This window comes from Acinetobacter sp. 1542444 (assembly GCF_000581835.1).
Lineage (GTDB): Bacteria > Pseudomonadota > Gammaproteobacteria > Pseudomonadales > Moraxellaceae > Acinetobacter > Acinetobacter pittii.
Genome location: NZ_JEYA01000003.1, coordinates 589,121 through 614,886, shown reverse-complemented (window position 1 = coordinate 614,886; position 25,766 = coordinate 589,121). Strand labels below are relative to the sequence as shown.

Below are 25,766 nucleotides of genomic sequence, written 5' to 3'. Positions count from 1 at the left end.
CCATGAAACTGAACCGTGATATTCAATATCCATCTTCTACCCATCAAGATCAGTGGGAAAAACTTAAACAGTTTACCGATGCCCGTATTGCTCTGGGCCGTGCGGGTTGTAGTATCCCAACACGAGCCTTACTTGAATTTCAGCTGTCGCATGCACAAGCAAAAGATGCGGTTTATCAAGACATGAATGTTTCATATTTATCTGAGCAATTAACGCAAAAACAGCTGCAAAGTCTTCATGTCCAAAGTAATGCTCCTAATAAGGAAATTTATCTTAAACGTCCTGATTTAGGACGTCAGCTTTCAGATCAATCAAAAGATGCCTTAATTAAGAAGTATGCAGAAGAGCCTCAACAATACGATGTTTGTATTGTGGTCGGTGATGGACTCTCTGCAAGAGCAATTGAAGCGAATGCTATTCCATTGATTACAATGCTGAATGAACAAATTCAGCAAGAAAACTGGACTCTTGCGCCCATCACACTAGCAACAGGCAGTCGGGTTGCTCTTGGTGATGAAGTTGCTGAGATCTTTAAGGCACCCATGCTTGTGATGCTCATCGGTGAGCGCCCGGGTTTAAGCTCGCCTGACAGTATGGGAATTTACTACACATGGAATGCATACTCAGGCTGCCTCGACGCCAAACGTAATTGTATTTCTAATGTCCGCTCTGCGGGCTTAAGTATTCCAGTTGCAGTGCAACGTTTAATGACATTAATGAAAAAATCCAAACAACTTGGTTTCTCAGGAGTTAATCTAAAAGATGAGCATCAACTTTCAAATATAGATTTTGCAGAAACTCAAAAGCTATTATTTTAGGCAATGGAATATGCAAAGAGATTTATTGAAAAATAGATAATCCTTCGCATAACAATATTATCTTAACGAAAAATATCAATTTTCAGGTATTGACGATTTATACAGATATTTTCTTCTTTATATTTATCGCTATACTCCACCTATTGATCTTCTATGAATCATTTGTATGAACACAACAAACGCCTTCCCTAAAACTATTTATGCCATTCAGCATCTTGCTTTCGAAGACTTAGGTTCATTAGAAGATGTCTTTTATCAACTCGGATTTCGCGTCCGTTATTTTGAAGCAGGTGTAGATGATTTAACTGCTGCTTTTGCACACGATGGATTAACTATTATTTTAGGTGGCCCAATCGGGGTTTATGAAACTGAAGATTATCCGTTTTTAAAAGATGAAATCGCTTTACTCAAACAACGCTTAGCTGCAGATAAACCTACACTTGGTATTTGTTTGGGTGCACAGCTTATTGCTCATGCACTTGGTGCAAAAGTATATGCAGGGCATCAAAAAGAGATTGGCTGGGGTCCACTGAGCTTAAGTTTACGTCCTAATCAGGTATTATCTGCTTTGCTTAATAATGTACATGTTCTACATTGGCATGGCGATACTTTCGATCTTCCTGAAAATGCGGTGTTGTTAGCTAGTTCAGAGATTTATACCAATCAAGCATTCGAAGTTGGAAATAATATTCTGGCGTTGCAGTTTCATATTGAAACAACAGAAGAAAATTTTGAGAAATGGTTAATTGGCCATACATGTGAACTTCGTAATGCCAAGATTTCGATTCAGAAACTTCGTGAAGAAAACTTGCAATATGCCCAAGCACTCGAACATGCTGCATTTGAGGTTATTCAAAAATTCTTAAAAAGAATTGGTTATAGTGGATAAACTATAAAGACTCTAATATGCGCAAATATTAAATTTTACCATTTGGTATGATTGCTTGCTTATTTTTCAAACAAAGAGAGTGCTATATTCGCCTTTAACAAACATTTAATAAAATTTTCAGTGTATTATTAATTTGTAACACAAAATATACGTTGATTTACTATGGATATCTGGAAATTTCTTAAAAGCTTTAATACGGTCAATACTTATTTATTGCTTTCATGTATTCTCCTTATAATCTTGGTTCTTTATTTTTATGTGATTAATCCAACCTAAGCTAATTTGCCAAGGATATTAATCATAAAGAAAAAGAAAATATGAGAAGACATCTAAATAAAAAGCCCAACTGAGTTGGGCTTTTTTATATCTGTTGTTTACTCACAACATGTTGTTCGTCTTGCGAAAAAGTAAGAGATAATCAATCTCTTACTTTTTCTCAGGCTTGAAGCTATCTTTCAAATCAAGAATACGGTTGAAAACTGGTTTCTCTGATGAATGATCATATTGATCAGCGACAAAATAGCCTTCACGCTCAAATTGGAAACGATCTTCAGGATTCGCTTGTGCTAAAGCTGGCTCAATGACAGCTTGTACCACTTTTAATGATTCAGGATTAAGATTTGCCAAGAAGTCATCATCTGCATCAGGTGCGGCTTCAGTAAACAAACGATCGTAAATACGCACTTCAGCAGGAATCCCTTTAGTTGCAGATACCCAGTGAATCACGCCTTTAACTTTACGGCCTTCCGGATTCTTTCCTAGAGTTTCAGGGTCAATTGAACATTTCAATTCAATCACTTCACCATTTGCATCTTTAATAACTTCATCACATTTAATCACGTAAGCATGGCGTAAACGCACTTCACCGTCAGGAATTAAACGTTTAAAGCCTTTTGGCGGTACTTCTTCAAAATCTTTACGATCAATATAGATTTCCTTGGTTAAAGGAATCACACGATCACCCATATCAACATTAGGATGGCGAGCATGCGTAAGATCTATATCTTCAGGTAAATTAGTTAAAGTCACTTTAAGTGGACTTAAAACAGCCATACCACGCGCAGCAGTATTTTCTAAAGATTGACGAATACAGAACTCAAGCATTGCAACATCAACAATACCGTCAGTTTTTGACACGCCTACACGCTTACAAAAATCACGTAAACCTTCAGGAGTAAAACCACGACGGCGCATACCGACTACGGTTGGCATACGTGGATCATCCCAACCATTTACATACGCACCTTCCACCAATTTACGTAATTTACGTTTTGATGTGATGGTGTAATCCACGTTTAAACGTGAAGATTCATACTGATGCGGAACAGCTTTAGATTTTACTTTTTCAACAATCCAGTCATAAAACGGACGGTGATCTTGGAATTCTAATGTACAAAGCGAATGGGTAATTCCTTCAATGGCATCAGACAATGGATGAGCATAGTCATACATTGGGTAGATTTTCCATTTATCGCCAGTTTGGTGATGCTCTGAATGTAATACGCGATATAAAATCGGATCACGCATATGTACATTTGTACTTGCCATATCAATCTTGGCACGTAAAACCGCTTCACCCTCTTTAAACTCACCGCTACGCATTTTTTCAAAGCGAGCAAGATTCTCTTCAATAGAAGCATCACGGTATGGAGAGTTTTTACCTGGCTCAACAAAGCTACCACGGTTTAACTTAATTTCTTCTGGAGATTGTAAATCTACATATGCATCGCCTTGTTCAATAAGTTGAACTGCCCATGCATATAATTGATCAAAATAACCCGATGCATAGCGTGGTTCACCATTCCAGTTAAAACCAAGCCATTTCACATCATTCGCAATACCGTCAACATACTCTTGTTCTTCAGCATCAGGGTTTGTATCGTCAAAACGCAAATTACACAAACCATCAAACTCTTCAGCCACACCAAAGTTCAAGCAAATCGCTTTTACATGGCCAATATGTAAATAACCATTTGGTTCTGGTGGAAAACGCGTTACGATCTGCTTTGCACGCCCCGTAGCCAAATCATCAGTAATGACTTGGCGAACAAAATCTAAGCCAGCCTGTTGTTCTTGCTGCGCAGAATCGACAGAGGCATGAGTATTCGGTGTCGGGTTATTAGGCAGGCTCGAGACAACATCATTAGGCTTCATAGTGTATCAATCACTTCTTTGTAGATAAATTTCGAAAAATTTAAACGCTATCTTCATTTTTCACAAAGATTTTAACGTTTTTACTTGCCTTGTAGTTTACAGTTTGCTTATGCTTCTCTCAACCAAAAACCCATGGTCATAAGCCCATGTTTAGGAGATTAATGTAATGAGTTTTCCTCAAGTCGAATTAAACACCAATAAAGGTCGTATTGTTCTTGAACTAAATACTGAAAAAGCACCAAAAACAGTAGCAAACTTTTTAGAATATGTACGTGACGGTTTTTATGACGGCGTTATTTTCCACCGTGTCATTGATGGTTTCATGATCCAAGGTGGCGGGATGGATGAAAACTTCAAAGAAAAAGCAACTCGTGATTCTATCGAAAACGAAGCTGACAATGGTTTAAGCAATGACGTTGGTACGATTGCCATGGCACGTACTCAAGCACCTCACTCTGCTTCTGCACAGTTCTTCATTAACGTAAAAAACAACTCTTTCTTAAACCATACCTCTAAAACTGCTCAAGGTTGGGGTTATGCTGTATTTGGTAAAGTTGTTGAAGGTATGGATGTTGTTGAAGCGATCAAAGGTGTTCGCACTGGCAACCGTGGTTACCACGCTGACGTTCCTTTAGAAAACGTTGTAATCGAATCTGCTAAAATTATTTCTGAATAATTTTAGGAATACGCTGTGACCTATTTGTTTATCTCTGATTTACACTTGTCACCTGAACACCCTCGACTTGTTCGAGGGTTTTTAGATTTATTGGTGCATTATCAAAATAAACAAACACAGCTTTATATTTTAGGTGACTGGTTTAACGCTTGGATTGGCGATGATTACTCAGCACCATGGCTCGATGAAATTATTGAGGCATTAAAAGACTTTAACAAAAAAGGAAATCGGGTTTACTTCCAAGTAGGTAACCGTGATTTTGCTTTAAATCAGATTTTCCTCAATAAATTTAACGGTGTATTACTACCTGACATTTATTATCTTAATATTGCTGGACATCAGTACCGCTTAGAACACGGTGATGCCCTATGTACAGATGACGTTTCCTACCAAAGATTTAGAAAAATTATTCGAAATCCACTTTTAGTGGCTTTTTTACGCCGTACGCCCCTGAGTTTTCGTACTAAACTGGTTAATGGCTTTCGAAAAAGAAGCTCCGCAGATAAACAGCAAAAAAGCTATGAAATTATGGATGTGAATGAACAAGCTGTTATTTCTGCTTTAACAGATGTAGATATACTGATTCATGGGCATACCCATCGCCCTGCAATTCACCAAGTACAAGCTAAACAACGAATTGTTCTTGGCGATTGGCGTGAAGATAAAGCTTATATTTTAGAAATTGATCCGTCTTCAAATATGCAACAGCTTGAATTGATTATCTGGAATTATTAACTAAAAATTAGTAACTTTTTATTTGAACTTTCAATTCTTTAATTTTGTTATTTAAATCAAAATCGTAAATCACACATATACTGGCAATAAATACAAATTTCCAGTTTATATGTCCATACTTTTGATACTCGATGTATAAAATTAAAAGACTCAAAACCAATGCAAAAATAATAAAAGCTTTAACAATTCTAATTTCCCGTAGCTTACTCTTCGCATCTGTTGGCATTAAATCAATCATTTTCAATAGATTACTAAAACTTTATATAAACATTATATTTCTTTATCAAACTATATACGAAATGTTTTTGAATAAAATAGCGTATGATGGCAAAGATTAAATTCTCTCAATTGCCATAAGATTTATATGGAGCACACCTATGGACTTATTGAATTCTGTTAAAAGCCGCTATACAACAAAAGCATATGATTCTGAAAAGAAAATTCCTCAAGAAAAAATTAATAAATTATTAGAAATTTTACGTTTTACCCCTTCTTCAGTAAATATTCAGCCTTGGCACTTTATAGTTGCAGACAATCTTGCAGCTAAAGAACGAATCGCAAAAGCATTAACAGGAAAGTATGCTTACAATGCGCCTAAAGTACTTGAGTCATCACATACACTTGTATTCTGTACAAAAACGGATATTACATCTGAGTACTTAAATCAACTACTTGAGCAAGATGATTTAAGTGGCCGTTTTAAAGATGAAAAAGCAAAATTAGGCCAAAAAGATACTCGCCATGGCTACGTCGAGTTTTACCGAAATGAACAGAAAAATTTATTCGGGTGGATGGAAAATCAAACATTCATTGCTTTAGGACAGTTACTGTTTGCTGCGGGCTTAGAAGGCATTGATGCAACTCCAATGGGTGGCTTTGATGAAGAAATTTTAAATACTGAGCTCGGGTTAACTGAAAAAGGCTTACGAAGCTCTGTGATTGTTTCTCTAGGCTATCGCAGTGAAAATGACTTTAATGCTAAGCTTCCTAAATCACGTCTGCCAGATGAAGTGATTTTCACATATTTATAAAAATATCTATAGTTCAAGAGATTCTATTCTCTTGAACTATCAAGCCATTGCGCTAGCTAAACAAACTACCCCACTTATTCCTAAAAGAATCCCCAAAATAGTAGGCCATTTTAATTTTTCTTTATATAAAATCACTCCGCTTAAAATTCCCAATAACACAACAAGAATATTCATGCTCGCAAAAACAATAGCAGGAGAATCTTTTAAAAGAATATGAGCTTTTACATATAAAGCAATATTTGAAAAATTGAGTATTCCCAATATTAACCCAGCTATCGTACTTTTAAACTGCCACTTTTGAGTCCTCTGTAGCAATAAATATGAAATCGACAATATAAAAGCAGTAATAAAAATAAGATTTAAAGTGAGTGCAAACTGCAGACCTAAACTACTTGTATATTTCAAGAGAATATCTACTGCTGCATAACCACACCATACACTTAAAAGAGCAAAGATCGCTTTTCGAGATTGGTGATTTGCTGAAGAATTGATTTGCCCAAATAATACGAGTAAGACCGCAGAAATCCCTAGGCCTACACCCCACAGTTTTAAGGTATTAAATTGTTCATGAAAAAAGAAATATGCCGCAAGTAAAGAAAGAACAACTGAAAGACGCTGTGCAAGTTCGGTTCTCACAATTCCTGCATATTCTAGTGATTTAGCAAGACATAAAAAAATACTAGGTAAAATTATTCCTAAAGCAAAGATTAACCACCAAGGCGTATGTTGTATTGAAACATGTTGAATATCAGGCTGAAACCACCAAAAACAAAGAAGACTTGCGCTTGCATAGTTCCATGCAATCATTTGTAGGGGTTGATAACCTTTTCTCTTTAAATTTTTTAATAGGATAGATACCAAGACGCTGCTAAAAGCAGCAGCTAATATTAATAGCATTCATTAAAGCCCTATTTATTTAAATAAAATTAGTCATCATGGCAAATCCTTCTCCATGACCAGTTAAATATTTTGAATCAACTTTTAAATACACATAAAAAAACCAGTCATTGTCTGACTGGTTTCTTTTTAAGATTTCAATTAACGATTATTTTCGTCGTCTTGACCATCTTCAAATTTAGAATCGTTGTCAAAACCACCTTGATGACCACCGAAACCACCTTGACCACCGAAACCGCCTTGACCACCGAAGCCACCTTGACCACCGAAGCCACCTTGACCACCGAAGCCGCCTTGACCACCGAAGCCACCTTGAGCGCCACCGAAGCCGCCTTGAGCGCCACCGAAGCCACCGCCTTGACCGCCGCCAAAGCCGCTACCTTGACCACCAAAACCGCCTTGAGTGCCGCCTTGTGCTGGGAAGCCTGTACCTTGAGCGCCTGCTGGACGAGGGTTACGTGCTGGAACAACAGTTGAAATCGCGTGTTTGTAAACCATTTGACTTACAGTATTTTTTAATAAAACAACATATTGGTCAAAAGATTCAATATGACCCTGTAATTTAATACCGTTCACAAGGAAAATAGAAACAGGGATACGTTCTTTACGGAGAGAATTTAAGAACGGATCTTGTAAAGTTTGACCTTTAGACATTTTTAACTCCAAAAAAAATTTTTAAATCAGCGCAAAAAAACTATCTTTATTTTTCAACTAAAAATTATAAAAAGACAGTGTGCAAATTTTGCTTTATCCATAAGAGTTTCGCAAGTCTTCTTTCGCCTGCTTTATCGTCAAGTAAGTTTTAAAATCGTGTATTTCTTGCAAAGAACGTAACCACGTATATTGACGTTTGGCAAGTTGTCGTGTTGCAAATAAAGCTTTATCCTCCATTTCACGTTTACTTTTGAGACTTAGATCACTTTTTAATAGAAATTCTAGTGCTTGTCGATAACCCACCGAACGCATTGAGGGTAAATTTTCATCTAAATCGTATTTTTCAATTAGAGATTCAACTTCACTCAAAAAACCGATATCCCACATTTTGCTTAATCTTTGCTCAATGCGTTGATGTAATTCTACCCGATCCGGAAGTAAAGCGTAGTTATGAAATATGTATCGATATGGTACGTTTTTTGGTTGTTCTGCCTGCAATTTAGTAATTGGTTCACCCGTAATTTTATAAACTTCCAGTGCCCGAATAATTCTTTGCTTATCAGTTACATTAAACTTTATAGCGGCAGCAGGATCTACAGAAACCAACTCATCATAAACTGCCTGCCATCCTTCATTTAGAGCCTTTTCTTCAATGGCTGCCCGAACTTGAGCATCAGCACTTGGTAAATTACCAGACAATCCTTCTAACAGTGCCTTGAAATATAACATTGTCCCTCCTACTAAAATAGGAGTTTTGCCACGTGAATGCATTTCATCAATCAATTTACATGCATCTTCAACAAACTGAGCAGCTGAATAGACTTCCAGAGGAGTAATAATATCAATAAGATGATGAGGATAGAGTTCTTGCTCTTCACGAGTTGGTTTAGCCGTACCAATATCCATATCTTTATAGACAAGAGCGGAATCAACAGAAATTAGCTCAAAATTTCCACGCTCGTATAATTCACATGCCAAAGCGGTTTTTCCGCTCGCAGTTGGTCCCATTAAATTGATGACGGGCAATTGATTTGACATGTAAAACTACTCTCCTCGAGCAAATAATTTATCTAATTGAGGTAATGGGAATGCACGCCAAGTTGGCCGCCCATGGTTACATTGGCTCGCAAATTCGGTTTGTTCCATTTGACGAAGTAAAGCATTCATTTCTGAAAGACTGAGTTGTCGATGTGCACGTACGGCTCCATGACATGCCATTCCCGCTAACAACTCATCTCTTTTTTGAAGTAATCCTTGTGCTTCATCATTTGGATCTAAATCATTTAAAAGCTCTGGAATAAGATTTTCAAAATCAGCTTTTTGTAATATGGCGGGCACACCACGAACAATAACTTGCTCATCACCATATAAATCAATTTCTAAGCCTAAACGCTCAAGCTGAGGTTTTAATTCTTCGACCCTAACGGCTTGCATACGGCTAATGGAAATTACCTTAGGTATAAGCAACTGCTGAGATGTCCAAAATTCAGGTTTATCCCAAGCATTTTTCATTTGCTGTAATAAAATACGTTCATGTGCCGCATGCATATCAACAATAATAAGCCCTTCGGTATTCTGCGCTAAAATATAAATTCCATGCAGTTGAGCGATTGCGATGCCTAATGGAAATTCATCTACTTTAGCAGCTGGCTCAACATTCTCATTTACCGAAAAACTAGTAGGTTGGTCGCGAAGTGGGGCTAAATAAGTTTTTAAAGCATTATTTAGTTGAGCAGAACCATTATATTTTGGTGTTTGATCTGCATAGTGAACAGCTTGCGGACGACTAGCGTTAAAATCGGTTAATAATTCTGTCGGTGCATGCTGAGTTCGTGCTTCACTGTCTGAATTTAGAGTTTCATTTGCGCGGTGCAATGAAAATTGTTCTTGATATTTGGGCTGAGGTTGTACTGAATAATCTGAGCTTTCATCCGCTTTCATCGCTTGAGCTAGATCAGCACTCGCTGTCTGAAATTGTGCGAGAGTTTCTTTTGCATAATGTCTTACAAACTCATGCACTTCTCTTTGATTTAAAAATCGAATCTCATGTTTAGTAGGATGAACATTGACATCAATATTTTCAGGATCGACTTCTAAAAAAAGTAAATAAGATGAATGTTGATGACCATGTAAAATACCATCATAGGCCATGCGTAGCGCATGCGAAATCGTTTTATCTTTGACAATACGACCATTTACATAGACATATTGCATATCAGCCTGTGCACGTGCATCTGAAGGATGACCAAGCCAACCTGATAAACGCATACTAATACTTTCAGCATCAATCCAATATGCATTTTGTACAAATTGCGAGCCTAATAATTGCTGAACTCGCTGAAAACGTAGCTCTCCGCTATCCGCTATAGGTAAATTAATTCTTATATTATCATTATGCTCAAGCACAAAACGTATATCGAAATGCGTTAGAGCCAAACGGCGAACAATCTCTTCGATATGCCCAAATTCAGTGGTTGGTTTTTTTAAGAATTTACGGCGTGCAGGAACATTAAAAAATAAGTCCTGAACACGTATATGGGTTCCCTTTTGAGCAGCAACAGCTTGTACTTCTTGATGATCAAATGCTGTACCGTTTACTTCAACTTGATGACCAATACCACTTTCATCTTGGCTACTGGTCAAAGTCAACCTTGAAACCGCAGCAATCGAAGCTAAAGCTTCCCCACGGAACCCCAAACTCACAATCGCATGTAAATCTTCAGCAGTTTTAATCTTACTTGTGGCATGACGCATGACAGCAAGCGCTAAATCATCCGGATGAATACCATGCCCATTATCAATGATTTCGATTAAAGTCGAACCACCTTGAGCAATCCGTACAATCAGCTCAGTTGCACCTGCATCAATTGAGTTTTCTAATAATTCTTTGACCACAGAAGAAGGACGCTCAATCACCTCACCTGCTGCAATCTGGTTCGCTAACGCTGCGTCTAATGTATGAATACGACGTTGTGTTAGCTTTTCATCAGTCATGAAGCTGTTCCTGCAAAGTCTGGTATAAATTTTCTGTTGGTAAAGTTAAGGTTACTAAACGAGTCAACTCATCATCTGACTTTTGAATGTCAATGATGATATCGGCTTTTGGGATTTTATCACCACCTTTAGAGGGCCATTCAAATAAAAATAACGCATCTGTGATATCTAAATAATCACGGATTCCCATTAATTCAAGTTCATACGGGTCATTTAAACGATATAAGTCAAAATGAAAAATTTCTTTATCATTAATTTTATATGGTTCAACGAGCGTATAAGTTGGGCTTTTAACAGAACCTTTATGGCCCAAAGCTTGCAAGAAATAACGCGTAAGTGTGGTTTTACCCGCACCTAAGTCCCCAATTAAATAAATTACACCCGACTGAACATGCTGCGCCAAAGCTCGAGCTAGACGCTCAGTATCTTCTTCATGATTTAAGACCAATTTCAATGAATACGACATAGCACACATAACATGATTCAAAATAATCGATATGATAACATTGCCCTGCCTTAAAAGCCTACTTAAGCCCTAGAAGTTGGCTTTTTTTATATCAATTTTCTTACATATTTACACTTTTTTATGTCTAGTCCGAACGAATTTCTGCCGCCCATGATTGATGGAGTAAGTGCGAGTCAAGTCTATCTTCCTCCACAAAAAGATACTCAAACGATTTATGAGTATCTATGTGGTCACTTTGCACATATTAGAACAGATGAGTGGAAGCAAAGATTTCAGGACGGCCTTATATATGCCGCAAATGGAGATAAATTAACTTTAACCAGTCCCTATGTAGGCAACACCCATATTTTTTATTATCGCTTTCTTGCATATGAACCACATGTGCCTTTTGAGCATCAAATTTTATTTGAAAATGATGATTTATTAGTGGTCGATAAACCACATTTTTTAACAATTAGCCCGACTGGACAATATGTTCAAGAAACGCTTTTAGTGCGGCTAAAAAAACAAACAGGAAATGAATTTTTAACCCCTATTCATCGCTTAGACCGCGAAACCGCAGGTGTTGTTCTATTTTGCAAACGGGTTGAGTCGCGTGGTATTTACCAACAATTATTTGCAGAGCGCCAAGTCAATAAAATTTATCACGCTATTGCACCTTATAAAAAAGATTTAAATTTTCCTCAAACATTATATTTGCATTTAGATAAAGGCCATCCTTTTTACACCATGCAGGTTATAGAAAATGCGAAAGCCAATACCCAGACTGATATTGAGCTTATCGAGCACAACCAGATTTGGGCAAAATATCGCTTAACTCCTACAACGGGGAAACAGCACCAACTTCGGGTGCATCTTAATTACTTAGAAATTCCGATTAAAAATGATCCATTTTATCCCGTAGTTCAACACAAAGCTGAAGATGATTTCTCGGAACCATTACAGCTTCTGGCTAAGCATATTTCATTTACAGACCCCGTCACAAAAGAGGGAATGTCTTTTAATTCCGAGTTTGAATTGACATTGTAATGTAACCGTAATGACAAAAAGATTATTTTTTATGCCAAAAAGCATTGAAATTACATTGCGATGGTTTAAAATAAATTCCTAAAAATTAAAATCATTTGGTTTTGTTATTCATGCGAAAAACAGAAGTTTATCAGGTTCGACTTGACTCCCAAGAAAAAAAGCAGGCTTTTGCTGTTTTTAAACAACTGGGAATTACCCCTGCCCAAGCAGTACGACTTTTTTTTAAACAGGTCGTATTAACTAAATCTATTCCTTTTGCGATCGAAAATCAGAATATTAATATGGAACAATTATTAAAACTGAGAAAAGCAAAAGCATCTTCATTAAACCAAAATTCATCAACTTTAGCTGAAGATGATGACCATGAAGATCTATTTGAAGAACTTAATGCACTTCTTGGTGAAAGCGACAAAACTTAACACTGTTGCATTTATAAACAAGTTTTAACGTCAAAAAGCTCTTTTTTTCGTTATGCTCTCTTTGTAAAAACATAATGATAAGTTACAAGGAGTGCCAAATGATCGTTAGACGAGCGACTTTTGAAGACTTAGAGCAACTCGCCGTTTTATTTGATGAATATCGCCAATTTTATGGGGCCTCTTCTAATTTTAATGAATCCCTTCACTTCCTAAAACAACGTTTTGAGAATAGAGAAAGTGTGTTCTTCATTCATATTAAAGACGATAAAATTACGGGTTTTATTTTACTCTATTTAGGTTTTTCTTCAGTTGCTTGTTCCACTTACTATATTTTAGATGATGTATATGTTACGCCCGTTTTTCGTCGTCAAGGTTCTGCTAAACAGCTAATCGATACAGCAATCTTATTTGCAAAGCAAGAGAATGCTTTGCGGATTAGTTTGGAAACTCAAAGTAACAATCATGAATCTCATCGCCTATATGAACAAATGGGATTTATCCGAGATAGTGAGTTCCAAACCTTCCATTGTTTTCTCAAATGATATTTTGAGCAAGCTGTTTTTGTTGTTCAGATAAATAAACCCATTCACCATCTTCAAGTTCAGGTAAAACCAATTGCCCGACTTGATGGCGATGTAATGCTTCTACTTTATTTCCAACAGCTGCAATCATTCTTTTTACTTGATGATAAACACCTTGATGAATCGTCATGGTTAATTGATGCATTTCTAATATCGCTACATCCGTTGCAGCGAAAATACCTTTTTCTTGATGTAGGCTCACACCTTGGCTCAGCATTTCAATTTGCTCAGGTGTAACTGGATCTATAGTCGTAACATGATAAACCTTTGGCACATGTTTACGTGGATGAGTTAAAGCTTGAAGATATTTACCGTCATCAGTAAGTAAAAGTAAGCCTGTTGTATCTTGATCTAGACGGCCAATGGCTTGCACACCACGTTGAATCATAATTTCGGGTAAAAGGCTAAATACACTTTGATGATGGTGAGGTTGGTGTGAACATTCAAAACCTTTCGGTTTCTTTAACGCAAGGTAAACTTTTTCTCGATATTGATAAGTTTCTCCAAAAAGAGAAAATTCTAAATTTTCTGGAGAGAATTGCTTTTTAAGATCACTTACAACCTCTCCATCAATACTTACAGATCCGTTTTTTATTAACTGCTGACAATATTTACGAGAACCAAACCCTTGTGATTGTAAAATTTTTTCCAGCAGCATGAAGTTTTCTCATTAGAACTAAGCTGTTATTTTAACGTAGTTCCATTTTTTACTAAACACTACTCGCTACTGTTTTCATCTACTTGAACTAGCTCGCAACCTTACTCTTCAACGACTCGATAAATATTTTCGTTCTGTTCGCTTTCAAATAATAATTCTGTAGTAGGCAAAATAATTTCATTATCAACAATAATATGCTCAATTCGTTGGCTTAGTTTTAAAGATTCATTTTCATGTTCCACTAAATTTTTCTTTAGTTGTGCTTTTGCATCATGAATCTTATCAAACTGATCTTTGATCTTGATATCTATAATGTCCATAAAAATATCCCGTACTCATGAGTAATGACTATTTTTATATCATAATTTTTAAACACTATAATTTTTAACTTGTTAATTTATATAACATTGTGTCCAAGCGTAACCAAAAATTAAAACTCCTTATCATTGAGAGATATACACTCAATTTTTAATTAAGAAGAGCTGAAATCAGCTGTATCTTTTAAAGCTTTCACATTCCAACTCTTAAATATTATACAATTCCATTTATTTATAATGCCCTCCGCTCGCCATGCTTGCCCAATTTGATGTTAATTTAGTTGTTCTACTCGTTCTGCTTGTCTGCGGCTTATTAAGTCAAAATGCAGCTGTAACTATTGCAGCAGGTGTGTTGATTGTCGTTAAAATCACACCATTAAATGAGTTTTTCCCTTATATTCAAGCTCATGGTCTTAATTTAGGAATTCTTATTTTAACCATTGGCGTACTCACTCCAATTGCCAGTGGGAAACTCAGTGGAGAGAGTATTTTAAAATCCTTTATTAGTGTTAAGTCTATTATGGCTATCGCAATTGGCCTGTTAGTTGCCTGGCTAGGTGGTCGCGGAGTAAAACTAATGTCGAGCCAGCCCGACGTGGTTGCAGGTTTACTGATTGGTACAGTTGCTGGTGTCGCTTTACTCCGTGGTGTACCAGTCGGTCCTCTAATTGCAGCAGGATTACTCTCTTTATTCATTGGCAAATAAGAAATCGACATAAAAAAGGTGTAATAAAGCACCTTTTTAACACTTAGGCTAATTATTTTTAGCCAGAATAATAAGCGTTTCGCTTTAAAGAAAACTTTTCTAACTGCTTTAAAAATCCTTCAAAATAACTTTTCTCTTTTTCTTCAGTTCGATAGCCCGCATATAAAGTTCGTCTTAAACCTGTAGGAGAAACACAATCTAAACGACGACTAGTAACCCACCCCTTTTGTTCATACTCATTCACTACCCAATCAGGTAAAGCAGCAATACCTCGTCCACTTGCAACGAGTTGAATAAGCATTTGGGTTAAATCAGTTGTCCGTATTTGTTTAGGCTGAATATTCGCAGGGATGAAAAGTTTAGACATAATATCTAAACGGTGCTTATCAACTGGATAAGTAATTAAAACTTCTTCGGCCAACTCTTGAACTGTAATATTTTCAGCCCGCACCAAAGGATGAGTATTTGATAAGACTAACCGTGACTCATATTCAAAAATCGGAAAATATTCAATTCCTTTTAACGCGATTGGGTCAGCTGTAATCAGTAAATCAAATTCTGCATTCTGTAAGAGTTCATGCGGATTGGCTTCAAAACCTGAAGCGAAGTCTAAATCTACATCTGGGTATTGCTGGCGATACTGATTTAATAAAGGCATTAACCAGTCAAAGCAACTATGGCATTCCGATGAAAAAATAATTCTGCCTGTCTGTCCATGTACAATACGCGTGATATCACTGTGGGTAATCTGGATTTGTGGCAAAACATCATCAGCCAACTTTAATAAGCGCTGTCCAACATTAGAAAAACTAACAGGTCTGCTTCGACGATTAACAACCTCTACCCCATACCAATGATCTAATTCTTTTAATTGATGGGAAATAGCAGATGGCGTTAAACAAAGGTCATTAGCTGCTGAAACTAATGAACCATGCTCACGTAAAGCAACTAAAGTTTTAAGGTGACGTATTTCTAACATGGGCCCAAGCCTAAAAAACAGATTTATCTATAAATGGATAAAGCTCATCTTTGCTTTTCCATAAAACTTTCGACAAATCTTTATTGATGAATTTTATTCACTTTAACATAAAATTAGTTAGTTTGTCTCAACATGAATTTTATTTCATTATCTTTTACTTGCAATGAATTTTTGTTTCCTCTGAAACTAAAGTGAAATTAAACGTTTTAATGAAGTTTTTTTAATGAGTAAGAATATAAAAACTAAAAATAGGCCTAATAAAGACCTATTTTTTAAAATACTAAAAACTATTGCGCTAAAACATTTAAGCTAATAATCGTATAGTTCTGATCTTTAGGTTTTAATTTCAAATTTAGAGGAGCTGTTACTTCTACTAGGTACTCTCCAGCTTTTGGAAACTTAAGCTCAAATTGACCGTTGCCTCCCGCCTTAAACTGCTGCGCTTGCTTGTCAGTTGTACCCTTTTCTCTTAAATTCACTTCAGCATAAGCTAAAGGTTGTCCTTTTTCAGTTATGGTTAATTTAACAGGTTGAGCAGCTTTAATCTGGTTTGGATGTACAGAGAAACTAACTTTAATCGGTGTATTCGGAAGCTGAATATCTGAAACTTTTCCTTTAGAAAGATAACTCTGCAATATCCACTCACGTGTTACTTGTTCTGTTTTAATTGTTTTTGTTTTAAGGTCAGTTGGAATCAAATATTCACGTTCTGCTTTCGATGGAGCTTTATCAGCTGGCATATCAAAAAATAAATGCCATGCTTTTTGGTCGTATACATATTTCAAAGGATAACTTGCCTGTGTTTGGACAATGTATGTGCCTTCTTCAGGTAGATCTACATCAAAAACAGTAGCAGACTTATGCAGGGTTTCTGAATTGACGGTTTTAAGCTCATTTTTAGGTGTAATTACAGTAAGCTTAGCATCCTTTAAAGCATATTCACTATTTAATGCTTCTTCCGCATAACCAGCAATTACGGGTACTTGAGTCTGTTCAGTTTTATAAGCTACAGGAGCTACATAAGGTTCATGAGCAAAGCCTGTTGTACATATCAATGCAAGTGACGTCATTAGAAATCTATTCATTATTACAAAATCCTGTTATACGCAAAGTTAAAAATTTCAGACAAAATATAAGCGGATACAGTATACACAAATAAAAATAATTCTTATTATCATTAATAAATTTAATTTTATACAAAAAAAGACCCGAAGGTCTTTCCTTATTTAATTTGAATTTATTGCTGCTTCATCTTTGGAAATGTTTGCTCGAAATCAATTAGCTTATAGCTTTTTACTAAATCATCTGGTCCGTAAGATACTTCATATGAAGTTTCCTTACCATTAAAATATGCTTCTGTCGGAGTCCCAAATACTTCCCAAAGGCCGATTGAAGCCACATCTGCTACACCATGACCAAAAGCTCTGCCGACTTTCACCCACTTTGAATAACCTTGTTGAAAAGTATAGATCTCAACGCGTGTTCCATCACGGTATTCTGAAAGTACAGGCGCACCAAACTCGGCAATCACATAATTACGAGAACTGCCTGGATTTAGAACATTTAAATTTTTTTTACTTGGTTGATTCCCCGCCATAAATACTGCGCAACCAGACATAGATAACATGGCCATACCCATAAGGCAGGTAATAAATAATTTTCTCACGTTTTAGCATCTCTATTTTTAGATATTTATACAAATTGTTGTAATGCTTAAAGTATTACGCGGTAATCATATATAATTTTTAAAAGTTTTTCGATGAATTAATCTATATAAAATTTAAATTTACTTCATTTGAATATGTAATCATTCCCTCAATATTTTAGTTTTTTATTATTCTGTTCTCTTTTCCCTTATACTTCTCTTTTTTGAGTCTTCCTTTAACTTATTATGGCGTCCCCGCAATCTCCTCTTTCCACACCTCAACATTACTCTCTCTTTTTAGCAATTTTCTCACTCGCTGTAGGTGGTTTTTGTATTGGAACCACTGAATTCGTCGCAATGGGACTGATTCAGGAAATTGCAAATAATTTAAATATTACAGTACCTGAAGCTGGTCACTTTATTAGTGCTTATGCATTGGGTGTAGTTATTGGTGCTCCTATCATCGCAATTCTTGGAGCTAAAGTGCCTAGAAAAACTTTATTGCTCGGCTTAATGCTGTTTTATGGTGTTGCGAATGCCTGTACTGCTTTAGCTCATACACCTGAAACTGTTTTAGTCTCACGTTTCATTGCAGGTTTACCACACGGAGCATATTTTGGAGTCGGTGCGTTAGTTGCAGCTGAACTAGCGGGTCCGTCAAGAAGAGCTTCTGCAGTCGCCCAAATGATGATGGGGCTTACAGTCGCAACTGTCATTGGAGTTCCTTTAGCAACTTGGTTAGGTCAAAACTTTGGCTGGAGAGCAGGTTTTGAGTTTTCAGCAACTATTGCTTTCGTCACTTTAATTGCTGTTGGCTTCTTTGTACCCAATATCCCAGTTCAAGCTACTGCCAGTATAAAAACTGAATTAGCTGGCCTTAAAAATATCAACATGTGGTTAACACTAGCAGTGGGTGCAATCGGTTTTGGAGGCATGTTTTCAGTTTATAGCTATGTCTCACCAATTTTGACTGAATACACACAAGTTAATATCCAAATTGTCCCTATCGCTTTAGCTATCTGGGGTATAGGTATGGTTATTGGTGGTTTAGCAGCAGGATGGCTTGCAGATAAGAATCTCAACAAAACTATAGTGAGTGTATTAATTAGCTCAGCTATCGCATTTGTTGTCGCTAGTTTCTTAATGAGTAATATTTATACTGCCATCGCATCTTTATTTTTAATTGGTCTCACCGTAATGGGGTTAGGCGGAGCATTACAAACTCGTCTAATGGATGTTGCAGGTGATGCCCAAACTTTAGCTGCCTCACTCAACCACTCTGCATTTAATATGGCCAATGCATTAGGTGCATTTTTAGGGGGCTGGGTACTCAGTCACCAAATGGGTTGGACCGCTCCAATCTGGGTAGGTTTTGTTTTAAGCCTTGGCGGTCTAATCATTTTACTTATCGCATTTGCAGTAGAAAAAGCCAGCAAAAAAGCTTAATGAAAGAAAAGGCTAACTTATTACTTCTAATCAGTTAGCTTTCCACCACAATGTGGGCAATAACATTTTTTCTCTCGGACCGACTCTTCTTCTTCTAATACTTTTTCACGCATAATTTGAATAATCAGGTTATGCGCTTGCTCTTTTGGCAATCCTACTTTTTGACGGACCCGCTCTATTTCAATTTCATCATGTAAAATATCAATACCTCGTGCTTGAAGTAACTCACGAAACTCTTGCTCTAATCTCTGATTCCGTTGATTAAGCTCATTTGCAAGTCCAGACGCCAGAATACCAGCTGGTAATGCTGCAATACCCACACCCAAAATAGTAATAAGAGCCCCTAATAACTTTCCTAGGCTAGTTACAGGAGTGACATCGCCATACCCCACTGTAGTTAAAGTAACCACTGCCCACCACATAGATTTAGGTATTGAACTAAAAGCTTCTGGCTGAGCTTTGTTTTCAACCACATAAATTCCAGAAGCAGTCATAATAATCATGATAATTAAAATAAAGATAACTGCTTGAAAAGATCCCTTCTCACGTTTAATCACACATAACAATATCTGTAGTGAGATGAAATAGCGCGTTAATTTTAATAAACGAAGTAAACGTAAAATCCGAAGCATACGAAGATCGATTCGTACAAAGAAATTCAGGTAAGCTGGCAAGATTGCCATCAAATCAATAATTGCTTCCCCACTTTTCATCCAATTCAAGCGGGTTTTCCATGCGGATTGTGTCGTATCTCGATCTGCAACACTCCACAACCTTAATAAATACTCAATACTAAAAATTGCGATTGAAATATTCTCAAAGTAGTCAAACCAAATACGATAATTTGAGTACAAATCATTTACTGTTTCCAATAAAACAGCAGCAACGTTACCAATAATTAAAATAACTAAAAAATAGTTAATGCATTTACTTACCGTCGTTTCATAGTCATGGTTGTGAAGATTATTATAAAAAAACTTACGTAATCTCTTCCAAACTGAATTAGGCATATTGATCTGACCACTTAATATTGTAGATATAGTAAGCTCATCGCCTCTATTCACCAATATAGTCTCTAACAATTTTTGTTTTACTTACCCCAATATTTGAGCCTTAATTTTTTTCATCAATTCGTGGCTACACATCGAAATTCATTCTCTTCCCACCACATCACATCGTAGATGCCTGGATGCGATTTTAAGATAATATTTATATAATTTTGCAACACCATAATATGATGAGTAATATCAATTTTTCTAAATAGAAATTTTCTTAAAATCGGAGTATTTGGAGAAATAAAAATTGCGAATCCATTACTATATTCTTCATAAACACTAATTCCGAGATACATCGTTATTTCAGCTAAGGGAATCTCAATTTCCCACCCCCAGCTTTCACTATATAACTCTACATTTAAATGATATCTATTCTTTAATATACTAAAAATATATTGTGCAATATCTTCAGTTTTTTGAACTAAAATACCACCTTCATCAGTATAAGTTTTTTGGTCATATAATTGATAATCATCAAATTTAAATTCAACAATTGTCTTTAGCATTCTTAAGTTCCCTATATAAAATACTCATATTTTTTTTAATTATTTTCAAGTTCGTTCAAATATTTTAAAACAAAAATCAATTTAATATCTAGAGTAATATTTATTTTTACATTTTCATTAAATAAAGTTTGATCTATTTATTATTTTCTAAGTCTAATAATGTACAAAGTCTCATTTAAAATAAAAAAGGAGCTGAATAATCAGCTCCTTTTTTGTACTAAATCGACATATTAAGTCAATTGAGCAGCTTGGATTTTCTTAGTATCAACTTGATCAGCTTCTTTAGTATATTCGCTCATCTTGTCGAAGTTTAAGTATTTGTAGATGTCAGCAGAAGCGCTGTCGATTTGCGACGCGTACTGTTGATATTCTTCTGGGCTTGGTAATTTACCAAGAACCGCAGCTACAGATGCAAGCTCCGCAGACGCTAAGTAAACGTTTGCACCTTGACCTAAACGGTTCGGGAAGTTACGAGTAGAAGTCGATACACAAGTTGTGTTCGGCGCTACACGTGCTTGGTTACCCATACATAATGAACAGCCCGGCATCTCTGTACGTGCACCAGCACGGCCATAGATGTTATACAAGCCTTCTTCCATTAATTGGTGCTCGTCCATACGAGTTGGTGGAGCCAACCATAAACGAGTAGACAATGAACCACCAGGTACTTTGTCAAGTAACTGACCAGCTGCACGGAAGTGACCGATGTTAGTCATACAAGAACCGATGAATACTTCATCAATCTTGTCGCCTTGAACGTCAGAAAGAAGTTTTGCGTCATCTGGATCGTTCGGGCAGCAAAGAATTGGTTCTTTGATGTCAGCTAGATCGATTTCGTAAACTTTTAAGTATTCAGCATCAGCATCAGCTTTTAACAAGCTTGGGTTATCTAACCACTTCTGCATGTTTTCAGCACGACGCGCAAGTGTACGTGCATCGCCATAACCTTCTGCGATCATCCACTTCAACATCGTGATGTTAGAACGTAGGTATTCAGCAACTTTCTCTTCAGAAAGTGTGATTGAACAGCCAGCAGCAGAACGTTCAGCAGAAGCATCAGAAAGTTCGAATGCTTGCTCAACAGTCAAGTCATTTTCCATTTCTGATAAATCGATCTCAAGGATACGACCAGAGAAGATATTTTTCTTACCTTTCTTCTCTACAGTTAAATCACCCGCTTGAATTGCGTAGTAAGGAATTGCATGTACAAGGTCACGTAAAGTGATACCAGGTTGCATTTTACCTTTAAACTTAACAAGTACAGATTCAGGCATATCAAGTGGCATAACACCAGTTGCTGCTGCGAACGCAACAAGACCAGAACCCGCTGGGAATGAAATACCGATTGGGAAACGAGTATGTGAGTCACCACCAGTACCTACTGTATCTGGAAGTAACATACGGTTTAACCAAGAGTGGATAATACCGTCACCTGGACGTAAAGATACACCACCACGGTTCATGATGAAGTCAGGTAATGTATGGTGAGTTGTTACGTCAACTGGTTTTGGATACGCAGCAGTGTGACAGAAAGACTGCATCACTAAGTCAGATGAGAAGCCCAAGCATGCTAAGTCTTTTAACTCGTCACGAGTCATTGGACCTGTCGTATCTTGAGAACCAACTGTAGTCATTTTAGGTTCACAGTAAGTTCCTGGACGGATACCTTGGCCTTCTGGTAAACCACATGCGCGGCCAACCATTTTTTGAGCTTGTGTGAAGCCTTTGCCAGTGTCAGCAGGTTGTACTGGAGTACGGAATAATGTAGAAGGTGCAAGACCTAATTCTTCACGTGCTTTAGCAGTTAAACCACGACCAATGATCAAGTTAATACGACCACCCGCACGTACTTCGTCTAAAAGTACTGGAGTTTTAAGATCTGCTTCAGAGATTTGTACGCCATCTTTAAAGGCAGTTACTTTTGCAGCAGCATGGTCAATTTTCAATACTACTTCGTCGCCCATATTCATGTTAGCAACGTCGATTTCTACAGGTAATGCACCTGCATCTTCCATAGTATTGAAGAAAATTGGAGCGATCTTAGAACCTAAGCACACACCACCGTCTTTTTTATTTGGAATGTGTGGAAGTTCATCACCGAAGAACCAAAGAACAGAGTTAGTTGCAGACTTACGGCTTGAACCCGTACCAACAACGTCACCAACGTAAGCAACTTGATTGCCTTTCGCGATAAGTTCTTTAATTTGGCTTAATGGACCAACTTCACCTGGTTTTTCAGGGTTGATACCATCACGCTCGTTTTTCAACATTGCATTTGCGTGTAATGGAATGTCTGGACGGCTCCAAGCATCTTGAGCTGGAGACAAGTCATCAGTGTTTGTTTCACCAGTTACTTTGAACACAGTAATTTTGATTTCTTCTGGAACGTCAGGACGGCTAGTGAACCATTCTGCTTCAGCCCAAGATTGTAAAACAGCTTTAGCGGCTTCATTACCAGCTTTTGCTTTATCTGCTACGTCATGGAATGCATCAAATACAAGAAGAGTTTTCTTTAATGCTTCAGCAGCTAAACCTGCAAGTTCGGCATTATCAAGAAGTTCAACAAGTGGTGCTACGTTATAACCACCTAGCATAGTACCAAGTAAGTAAACTGCACGTTCTTTAGAAACGAGTGGTGAAGTTGCTTCGCCTTTTGCAATCGCTGCCAAGAATGCTGCCTTTACGTAAGCTGCTTGGTCAACACCTGCAGGAACACGGTTTTCAAGCAAATCTACCAAGAACGCTTCTTCGCCTGCTGGTGGATTTTTTAATAGTTCAACAAGCTGAGCTGTTTGAGCGTCATCAAGTGGCTTCGGTGGGACTCCGAGTGCGGCACGTTCTTCAACGTGTTGGCGGTAAGCTTCTAGCACGGTGTTCATTCCTCTTTTTTTGAAAAATTACTTGCAAATTCCAGCTTTCTTAAAAGCTTCACAAGTAATATGGACTACAAAAGTTTACTAGAGTTCAAGGTAAAAGTTAATGAGCGCGGGGTGTTTCTCCGTGATGCCCATTATTTTGTATCTAAATACCAGTGTGTAAATAATGAGCAAATTGGGCTAAATTGAGCTATTTTTAAGCAAAAAGAGCTTCAGCCAGATGAAAATTCAATAACCTCATCCACAATTAGAATGATTTATATTTTGGCATTTTGTCATGAGGGGTTACCAAACATTCATCCATCATTTGCTTTCTAACTTTTTCTTGGATTGCTTGAGGATCTTTTGTCAGTTCTTCTTTTGGAATTGCATAAACTTTTTCAATAACATTAAGAATGAATTTTTTAGTTATCTCATCTTCAATCTTATTTGCATGCTCAACTGCCTGAGTTTTTTCAATTGCTTGCTGACGATCAAAAACAATACTTCTTGCAGCATTTCCTACGCTAGTACAAAAGCCATGCCACTGCTCTTCTGGTGTTAATGGTTTCTTTTCCGAACAACCAACAAAGAGCAAACTCATTGCAATCAATAAAATCTTTTTCATCATTTCACTACACTAATTATTGCTGCCCATATCATACGGAAAATCATCGTTTTTGCCAAAACTGCTATAAAAAACCGAGATAACAAAATCTCGGTCTTTTGTATTAAGTACTAGAAAGGTCAGTTTCATGTTTTGGATTAATTAAAGAATTTAATATCCGTAGGTGTTGATATTTTTGCTGCATCACCAGCTGGTTTTAAGGTGCCATTTTTTGCATCAAAACGGAATAAACTAATATTGTTACTATAAACATTTGTTACATATAGATATTTACCAAATGCATCAAATGAGAAAGCACGTGGTTCAATACCATTCGCTTTATAAACAACTGGCTTAGCTAGCAATCCATTCTGTTGGATTTTAAATACTAAAAGTTTGTTGTCTGCACCTCGATTGGCAGCAATCACATATTTACCATTTGGACTAAGGATAATTCCACTCGCACTCTTAAATTCAGGTGTTTTGTCCTCGTGAATTAGTTTTAGCTCAGCCACTTTTTTCAAATGACCATCTTGCACGTTAAATGTCACAATTTCACTTCGCATTTCTGCGGTAACATACGCATGTTTGCCATTTGGTGAAAAGACCATATGACGCGGGCCAGAACCATGCGTAAAAGTTACATCGCGGTTGGTGTCCGCTTCGAGTGGCTGAGCCTTGTTCGGGTTATAACGAAATGCATAGACTTTGTCATTTCCAAGATCGCTAGCATATAAATACTTACCATCTGGGCTAAAAGTTGTGGAATGAGCATGTCCACTTTCTTGGCGGCCTTTGACGTGGCCAGAACCTTCCTCAAAAACAATATTTTGTACTTTTTCGCCCAAATGACCGTTTGGCAAAATTGGCAAAACAGCTACCCCACCACGGCCTTTATCGAATGCAGAATAGTTCGATACAAACAGGTACTTACCATCTAAACTGATTGTTGCATGTGTTGGATGTCCACCATGGCTATCCACTGTGTTCAACACTTCCACCTTTCCGTTTTGAATAGACAATGCGGTCACCGCACCTTCATTTTCTTCATTAGTAGTATATGCAAAACGGCCATCTTTCGATTTCACAACCCAAGAAGGACTTTTCATTTTCAACACTTTAACAGGAGTTAAAGTTCCATCTTTATTCACTTGAAGCTGGTACAAACCTTCACTAGCTTGTTTTGGTTTTTGCGCAAGCGGTGCATTAGGAATTGATGTCCATGTTCCTACTAAAGCAATTTGTTGTTGTGCAGCATTTACGGTGGAGCACCATCCAAATGACAAAAGCGTCAATGACAATGTTGCTGTTAATTTTTGAATTAGGCCACGATATTTAACGTTGATATCATTTTCCTTGCCATTTTTAATTTCAACATAAGTATTTATATTCACTACTATATCCTTGAAAAAACCCACCTTATTTGCATTTATCAACAAGGTATATCAATCTAATTTCATTTAATGTTTCTGAAAACTAATTTATAAAACAGCAATTTTCAAGTGAATTTTCTTTAATCAATACCTATCCAAGGCTTCCTTACTCTTAAGAGAAGCGATACTTTAAATCATAAATACTAAACTTTTTTAAATGTTATGAAAGCGTTATTAAATTAAAAGCCCACAATAGTGAGCTCTTAATTCATTCAT

At 36.9% G+C, this 25,766-nt stretch carries 27 protein-coding genes; 10 read left to right on the top strand and 17 right to left on the bottom strand.

The window, feature by feature from the left end; genetic code table 11:
• Nucleotides 1-2 precede the first annotated feature (2 nt).
• On the top strand, nt 3-818 hold the full coding sequence (gene eutC / locus J580_RS14980; protein WP_032004758.1) for an ethanolamine ammonia-lyase subunit EutC: 816 nt from the start codon (nt 3-5) through the stop codon (nt 816-818).
• A gap of 166 nt (nt 819-984) precedes the next feature.
• The gene (locus J580_RS14975) at nt 985-1,707 is read left to right on the top strand and encodes a glutamine amidotransferase (protein WP_032004756.1); all 723 of its coding nucleotides are present in this window, start codon (nt 985-987) and stop codon (nt 1,705-1,707) included.
• A gap of 426 nt (nt 1,708-2,133) precedes the next feature.
• Here J580_RS14975 and J580_RS14970 read toward each other — a convergent pair whose 3' ends face one another.
• On the bottom strand, nt 2,134-3,861 hold the full coding sequence (locus J580_RS14970) for a glutamine--tRNA ligase/YqeY domain fusion protein (RefSeq protein WP_032004754.1): 1,728 nt from the start codon (nt 3,859-3,861) through the stop codon (nt 2,134-2,136).
• A 166-nt stretch (nt 3,862-4,027) separates the two neighbouring features.
• Between J580_RS14970 and J580_RS14965 the strand changes: the two genes are divergently transcribed.
• Both J580_RS14965 and J580_RS14960 read left to right on the top strand, forming a co-directional pair.
• Nucleotides 4,028-4,537 carry a peptidylprolyl isomerase gene (locus J580_RS14965; RefSeq protein WP_002122280.1) on the top strand — a complete coding sequence of 170 codons (510 nt, stop codon included), beginning with the start codon at nt 4,028-4,030 and terminating at the stop codon, nt 4,535-4,537.
• Between the two features lie 15 nt (nt 4,538-4,552).
• A complete protein-coding gene (locus tag J580_RS14960) occupies nt 4,553-5,272 on the top strand; it encodes a UDP-2,3-diacylglucosamine diphosphatase (protein WP_032004753.1) in 720 nt (239 codons plus the stop codon).
• Nucleotides 5,273-5,279: 7 nt separating this feature from the next.
• Here J580_RS14960 and J580_RS14955 read toward each other — a convergent pair whose 3' ends face one another.
• Nucleotides 5,280-5,510 (bottom strand): hypothetical protein, encoded by a 231-nt coding sequence (locus J580_RS14955; protein ID WP_005803551.1) that lies wholly within the window; start codon nt 5,508-5,510, stop codon nt 5,280-5,282.
• Nucleotides 5,511-5,649: 139 nt separating this feature from the next.
• Between J580_RS14955 and nfsB the strand changes: the two genes are divergently transcribed.
• Nucleotides 5,650-6,303 (top strand): oxygen-insensitive NAD(P)H nitroreductase, encoded by a 654-nt coding sequence (nfsB, locus tag J580_RS14950; RefSeq protein ID WP_032004752.1) that lies wholly within the window; start codon nt 5,650-5,652, stop codon nt 6,301-6,303.
• A 39-nt stretch (nt 6,304-6,342) separates the two neighbouring features.
• On the opposite strand, the gene J580_RS14945 is transcribed toward nfsB, so the two are convergent.
• The 5 genes from J580_RS14945 to tsaE form a co-directional block, all read right to left on the bottom strand.
• A complete protein-coding gene (locus J580_RS14945; protein WP_032004751.1) occupies nt 6,343-7,200 on the bottom strand; it encodes a DMT family transporter in 858 nt (285 codons plus the stop codon).
• A 141-nt stretch (nt 7,201-7,341) separates the two neighbouring features.
• The gene (hfq, locus tag J580_RS14940; RefSeq protein WP_002122267.1) at nt 7,342-7,854 is read right to left on the bottom strand and encodes an RNA chaperone Hfq; all 513 of its coding nucleotides are present in this window, start codon (nt 7,852-7,854) and stop codon (nt 7,342-7,344) included.
• A 93-nt stretch (nt 7,855-7,947) separates the two neighbouring features.
• Nucleotides 7,948-8,892, bottom strand: coding sequence for a tRNA (adenosine(37)-N6)-dimethylallyltransferase MiaA (miaA, locus tag J580_RS14935; protein ID WP_032004750.1), 945 nt, complete (start codon nt 8,890-8,892; stop codon nt 7,948-7,950).
• A 6-nt stretch (nt 8,893-8,898) separates the two neighbouring features.
• Nucleotides 8,899-10,848: a DNA mismatch repair endonuclease MutL gene (mutL, locus tag J580_RS14930; protein WP_032004749.1), complete on the bottom strand. Its 1,950-nt coding sequence runs from the start codon at nt 10,846-10,848 to the stop codon at nt 8,899-8,901.
• Nucleotides 10,841-11,314, bottom strand: a complete 474-nt coding sequence (gene tsaE, locus J580_RS14925) for a tRNA (adenosine(37)-N6)-threonylcarbamoyltransferase complex ATPase subunit type 1 TsaE (protein WP_032004747.1) — start codon at nt 11,312-11,314, stop codon at nt 10,841-10,843. Before tsaE ends, mutL begins: the two co-directional genes overlap by 8 nt.
• Before the next feature lie 120 nt (nt 11,315-11,434).
• On the opposite strand from tsaE, the gene J580_RS14920 reads away from it, so the two are divergent.
• From J580_RS14920 to J580_RS14910, 3 genes are all read left to right on the top strand, one after another.
• Complete coding sequence (locus tag J580_RS14920) at nt 11,435-12,343, top strand: pseudouridine synthase (protein WP_032004746.1); 909 nt, start codon at nt 11,435-11,437, stop codon at nt 12,341-12,343.
• Between the two features lie 110 nt (nt 12,344-12,453).
• Nucleotides 12,454-12,762, top strand: coding sequence for a type II toxin-antitoxin system RelB/DinJ family antitoxin (locus J580_RS14915; protein ID WP_002122138.1), 309 nt, complete (start codon nt 12,454-12,456; stop codon nt 12,760-12,762).
• A gap of 98 nt (nt 12,763-12,860) precedes the next feature.
• The gene (locus J580_RS14910; RefSeq protein ID WP_002122286.1) at nt 12,861-13,304 is read left to right on the top strand and encodes a GNAT family N-acetyltransferase; all 444 of its coding nucleotides are present in this window, start codon (nt 12,861-12,863) and stop codon (nt 13,302-13,304) included.
• Here the strand turns inward: J580_RS14910 and J580_RS14905 are convergent.
• Both J580_RS14905 and J580_RS14900 read right to left on the bottom strand, forming a co-directional pair.
• Nucleotides 13,297-14,001, bottom strand: coding sequence for a pseudouridine synthase (locus J580_RS14905; RefSeq protein ID WP_032004743.1), 705 nt, complete (start codon nt 13,999-14,001; stop codon nt 13,297-13,299). The genes J580_RS14910 and J580_RS14905 overlap by 8 nt on opposite strands.
• A 101-nt stretch (nt 14,002-14,102) precedes the next feature.
• The gene (locus J580_RS14900; protein WP_002122273.1) at nt 14,103-14,321 is read right to left on the bottom strand and encodes a hypothetical protein; all 219 of its coding nucleotides are present in this window, start codon (nt 14,319-14,321) and stop codon (nt 14,103-14,105) included.
• A 250-nt stretch (nt 14,322-14,571) separates the two neighbouring features.
• Between J580_RS14900 and J580_RS14895 the strand changes: the two genes are divergently transcribed.
• Entirely contained in the window at nt 14,572-15,024 is a 453-nt protein-coding gene (locus tag J580_RS14895) for a DUF441 domain-containing protein (protein WP_017480868.1), read from the top strand.
• Between the two features lie 58 nt (nt 15,025-15,082).
• Here the strand turns inward: J580_RS14895 and J580_RS14890 are convergent, their stop codons facing one another.
• From J580_RS14890 to J580_RS14880, 3 genes are all read right to left on the bottom strand, one after another.
• Nucleotides 15,083-16,003, bottom strand: coding sequence for a LysR family transcriptional regulator (locus J580_RS14890; protein ID WP_002122195.1), 921 nt, complete (start codon nt 16,001-16,003; stop codon nt 15,083-15,085).
• A 287-nt stretch (nt 16,004-16,290) separates the two neighbouring features.
• Nucleotides 16,291-17,088 (bottom strand): DUF4198 domain-containing protein, encoded by a 798-nt coding sequence (locus J580_RS14885; protein WP_032004742.1) that lies wholly within the window; start codon nt 17,086-17,088, stop codon nt 16,291-16,293.
• Nucleotides 17,089-17,240: 152 nt separating this feature from the next.
• A complete protein-coding gene (locus J580_RS14880) occupies nt 17,241-17,669 on the bottom strand; it encodes a hypothetical protein (RefSeq protein ID WP_017398490.1) in 429 nt (142 codons plus the stop codon).
• A gap of 225 nt (nt 17,670-17,894) precedes the next feature.
• On the opposite strand from J580_RS14880, the gene J580_RS14875 reads away from it, so the two are divergent.
• Nucleotides 17,895-19,094, top strand: coding sequence for an MFS transporter (locus J580_RS14875; RefSeq protein ID WP_032004740.1), 1,200 nt, complete (start codon nt 17,895-17,897; stop codon nt 19,092-19,094).
• A gap of 26 nt (nt 19,095-19,120) precedes the next feature.
• Here the strand turns inward: J580_RS14875 and J580_RS14870 are convergent, their stop codons facing one another.
• The 5 genes from J580_RS14870 to J580_RS14850 form a co-directional block, all read right to left on the bottom strand.
• Nucleotides 19,121-20,104, bottom strand: a complete 984-nt coding sequence (locus tag J580_RS14870) for an ion transporter (RefSeq protein ID WP_032004739.1) — start codon at nt 20,102-20,104, stop codon at nt 19,121-19,123.
• 116 nt (nt 20,105-20,220) lie between these two features.
• Nucleotides 20,221-20,655, bottom strand: coding sequence for a hypothetical protein (locus J580_RS14865; RefSeq protein WP_032004738.1), 435 nt, complete (start codon nt 20,653-20,655; stop codon nt 20,221-20,223).
• A gap of 230 nt (nt 20,656-20,885) precedes the next feature.
• A complete protein-coding gene (locus J580_RS14860) occupies nt 20,886-23,525 on the bottom strand; it encodes a bifunctional aconitate hydratase 2/2-methylisocitrate dehydratase (protein ID WP_005068571.1) in 2,640 nt (879 codons plus the stop codon).
• A 253-nt stretch (nt 23,526-23,778) separates the two neighbouring features.
• Nucleotides 23,779-24,141 (bottom strand): hypothetical protein, encoded by a 363-nt coding sequence (locus tag J580_RS14855; RefSeq protein ID WP_078221083.1) that lies wholly within the window; start codon nt 24,139-24,141, stop codon nt 23,779-23,781.
• Between the two features lie 134 nt (nt 24,142-24,275).
• Nucleotides 24,276-25,511 (bottom strand): lactonase family protein, encoded by a 1,236-nt coding sequence (locus J580_RS14850; RefSeq protein ID WP_032004736.1) that lies wholly within the window; start codon nt 25,509-25,511, stop codon nt 24,276-24,278.
• Nucleotides 25,512-25,766 lie beyond the last annotated feature (255 nt).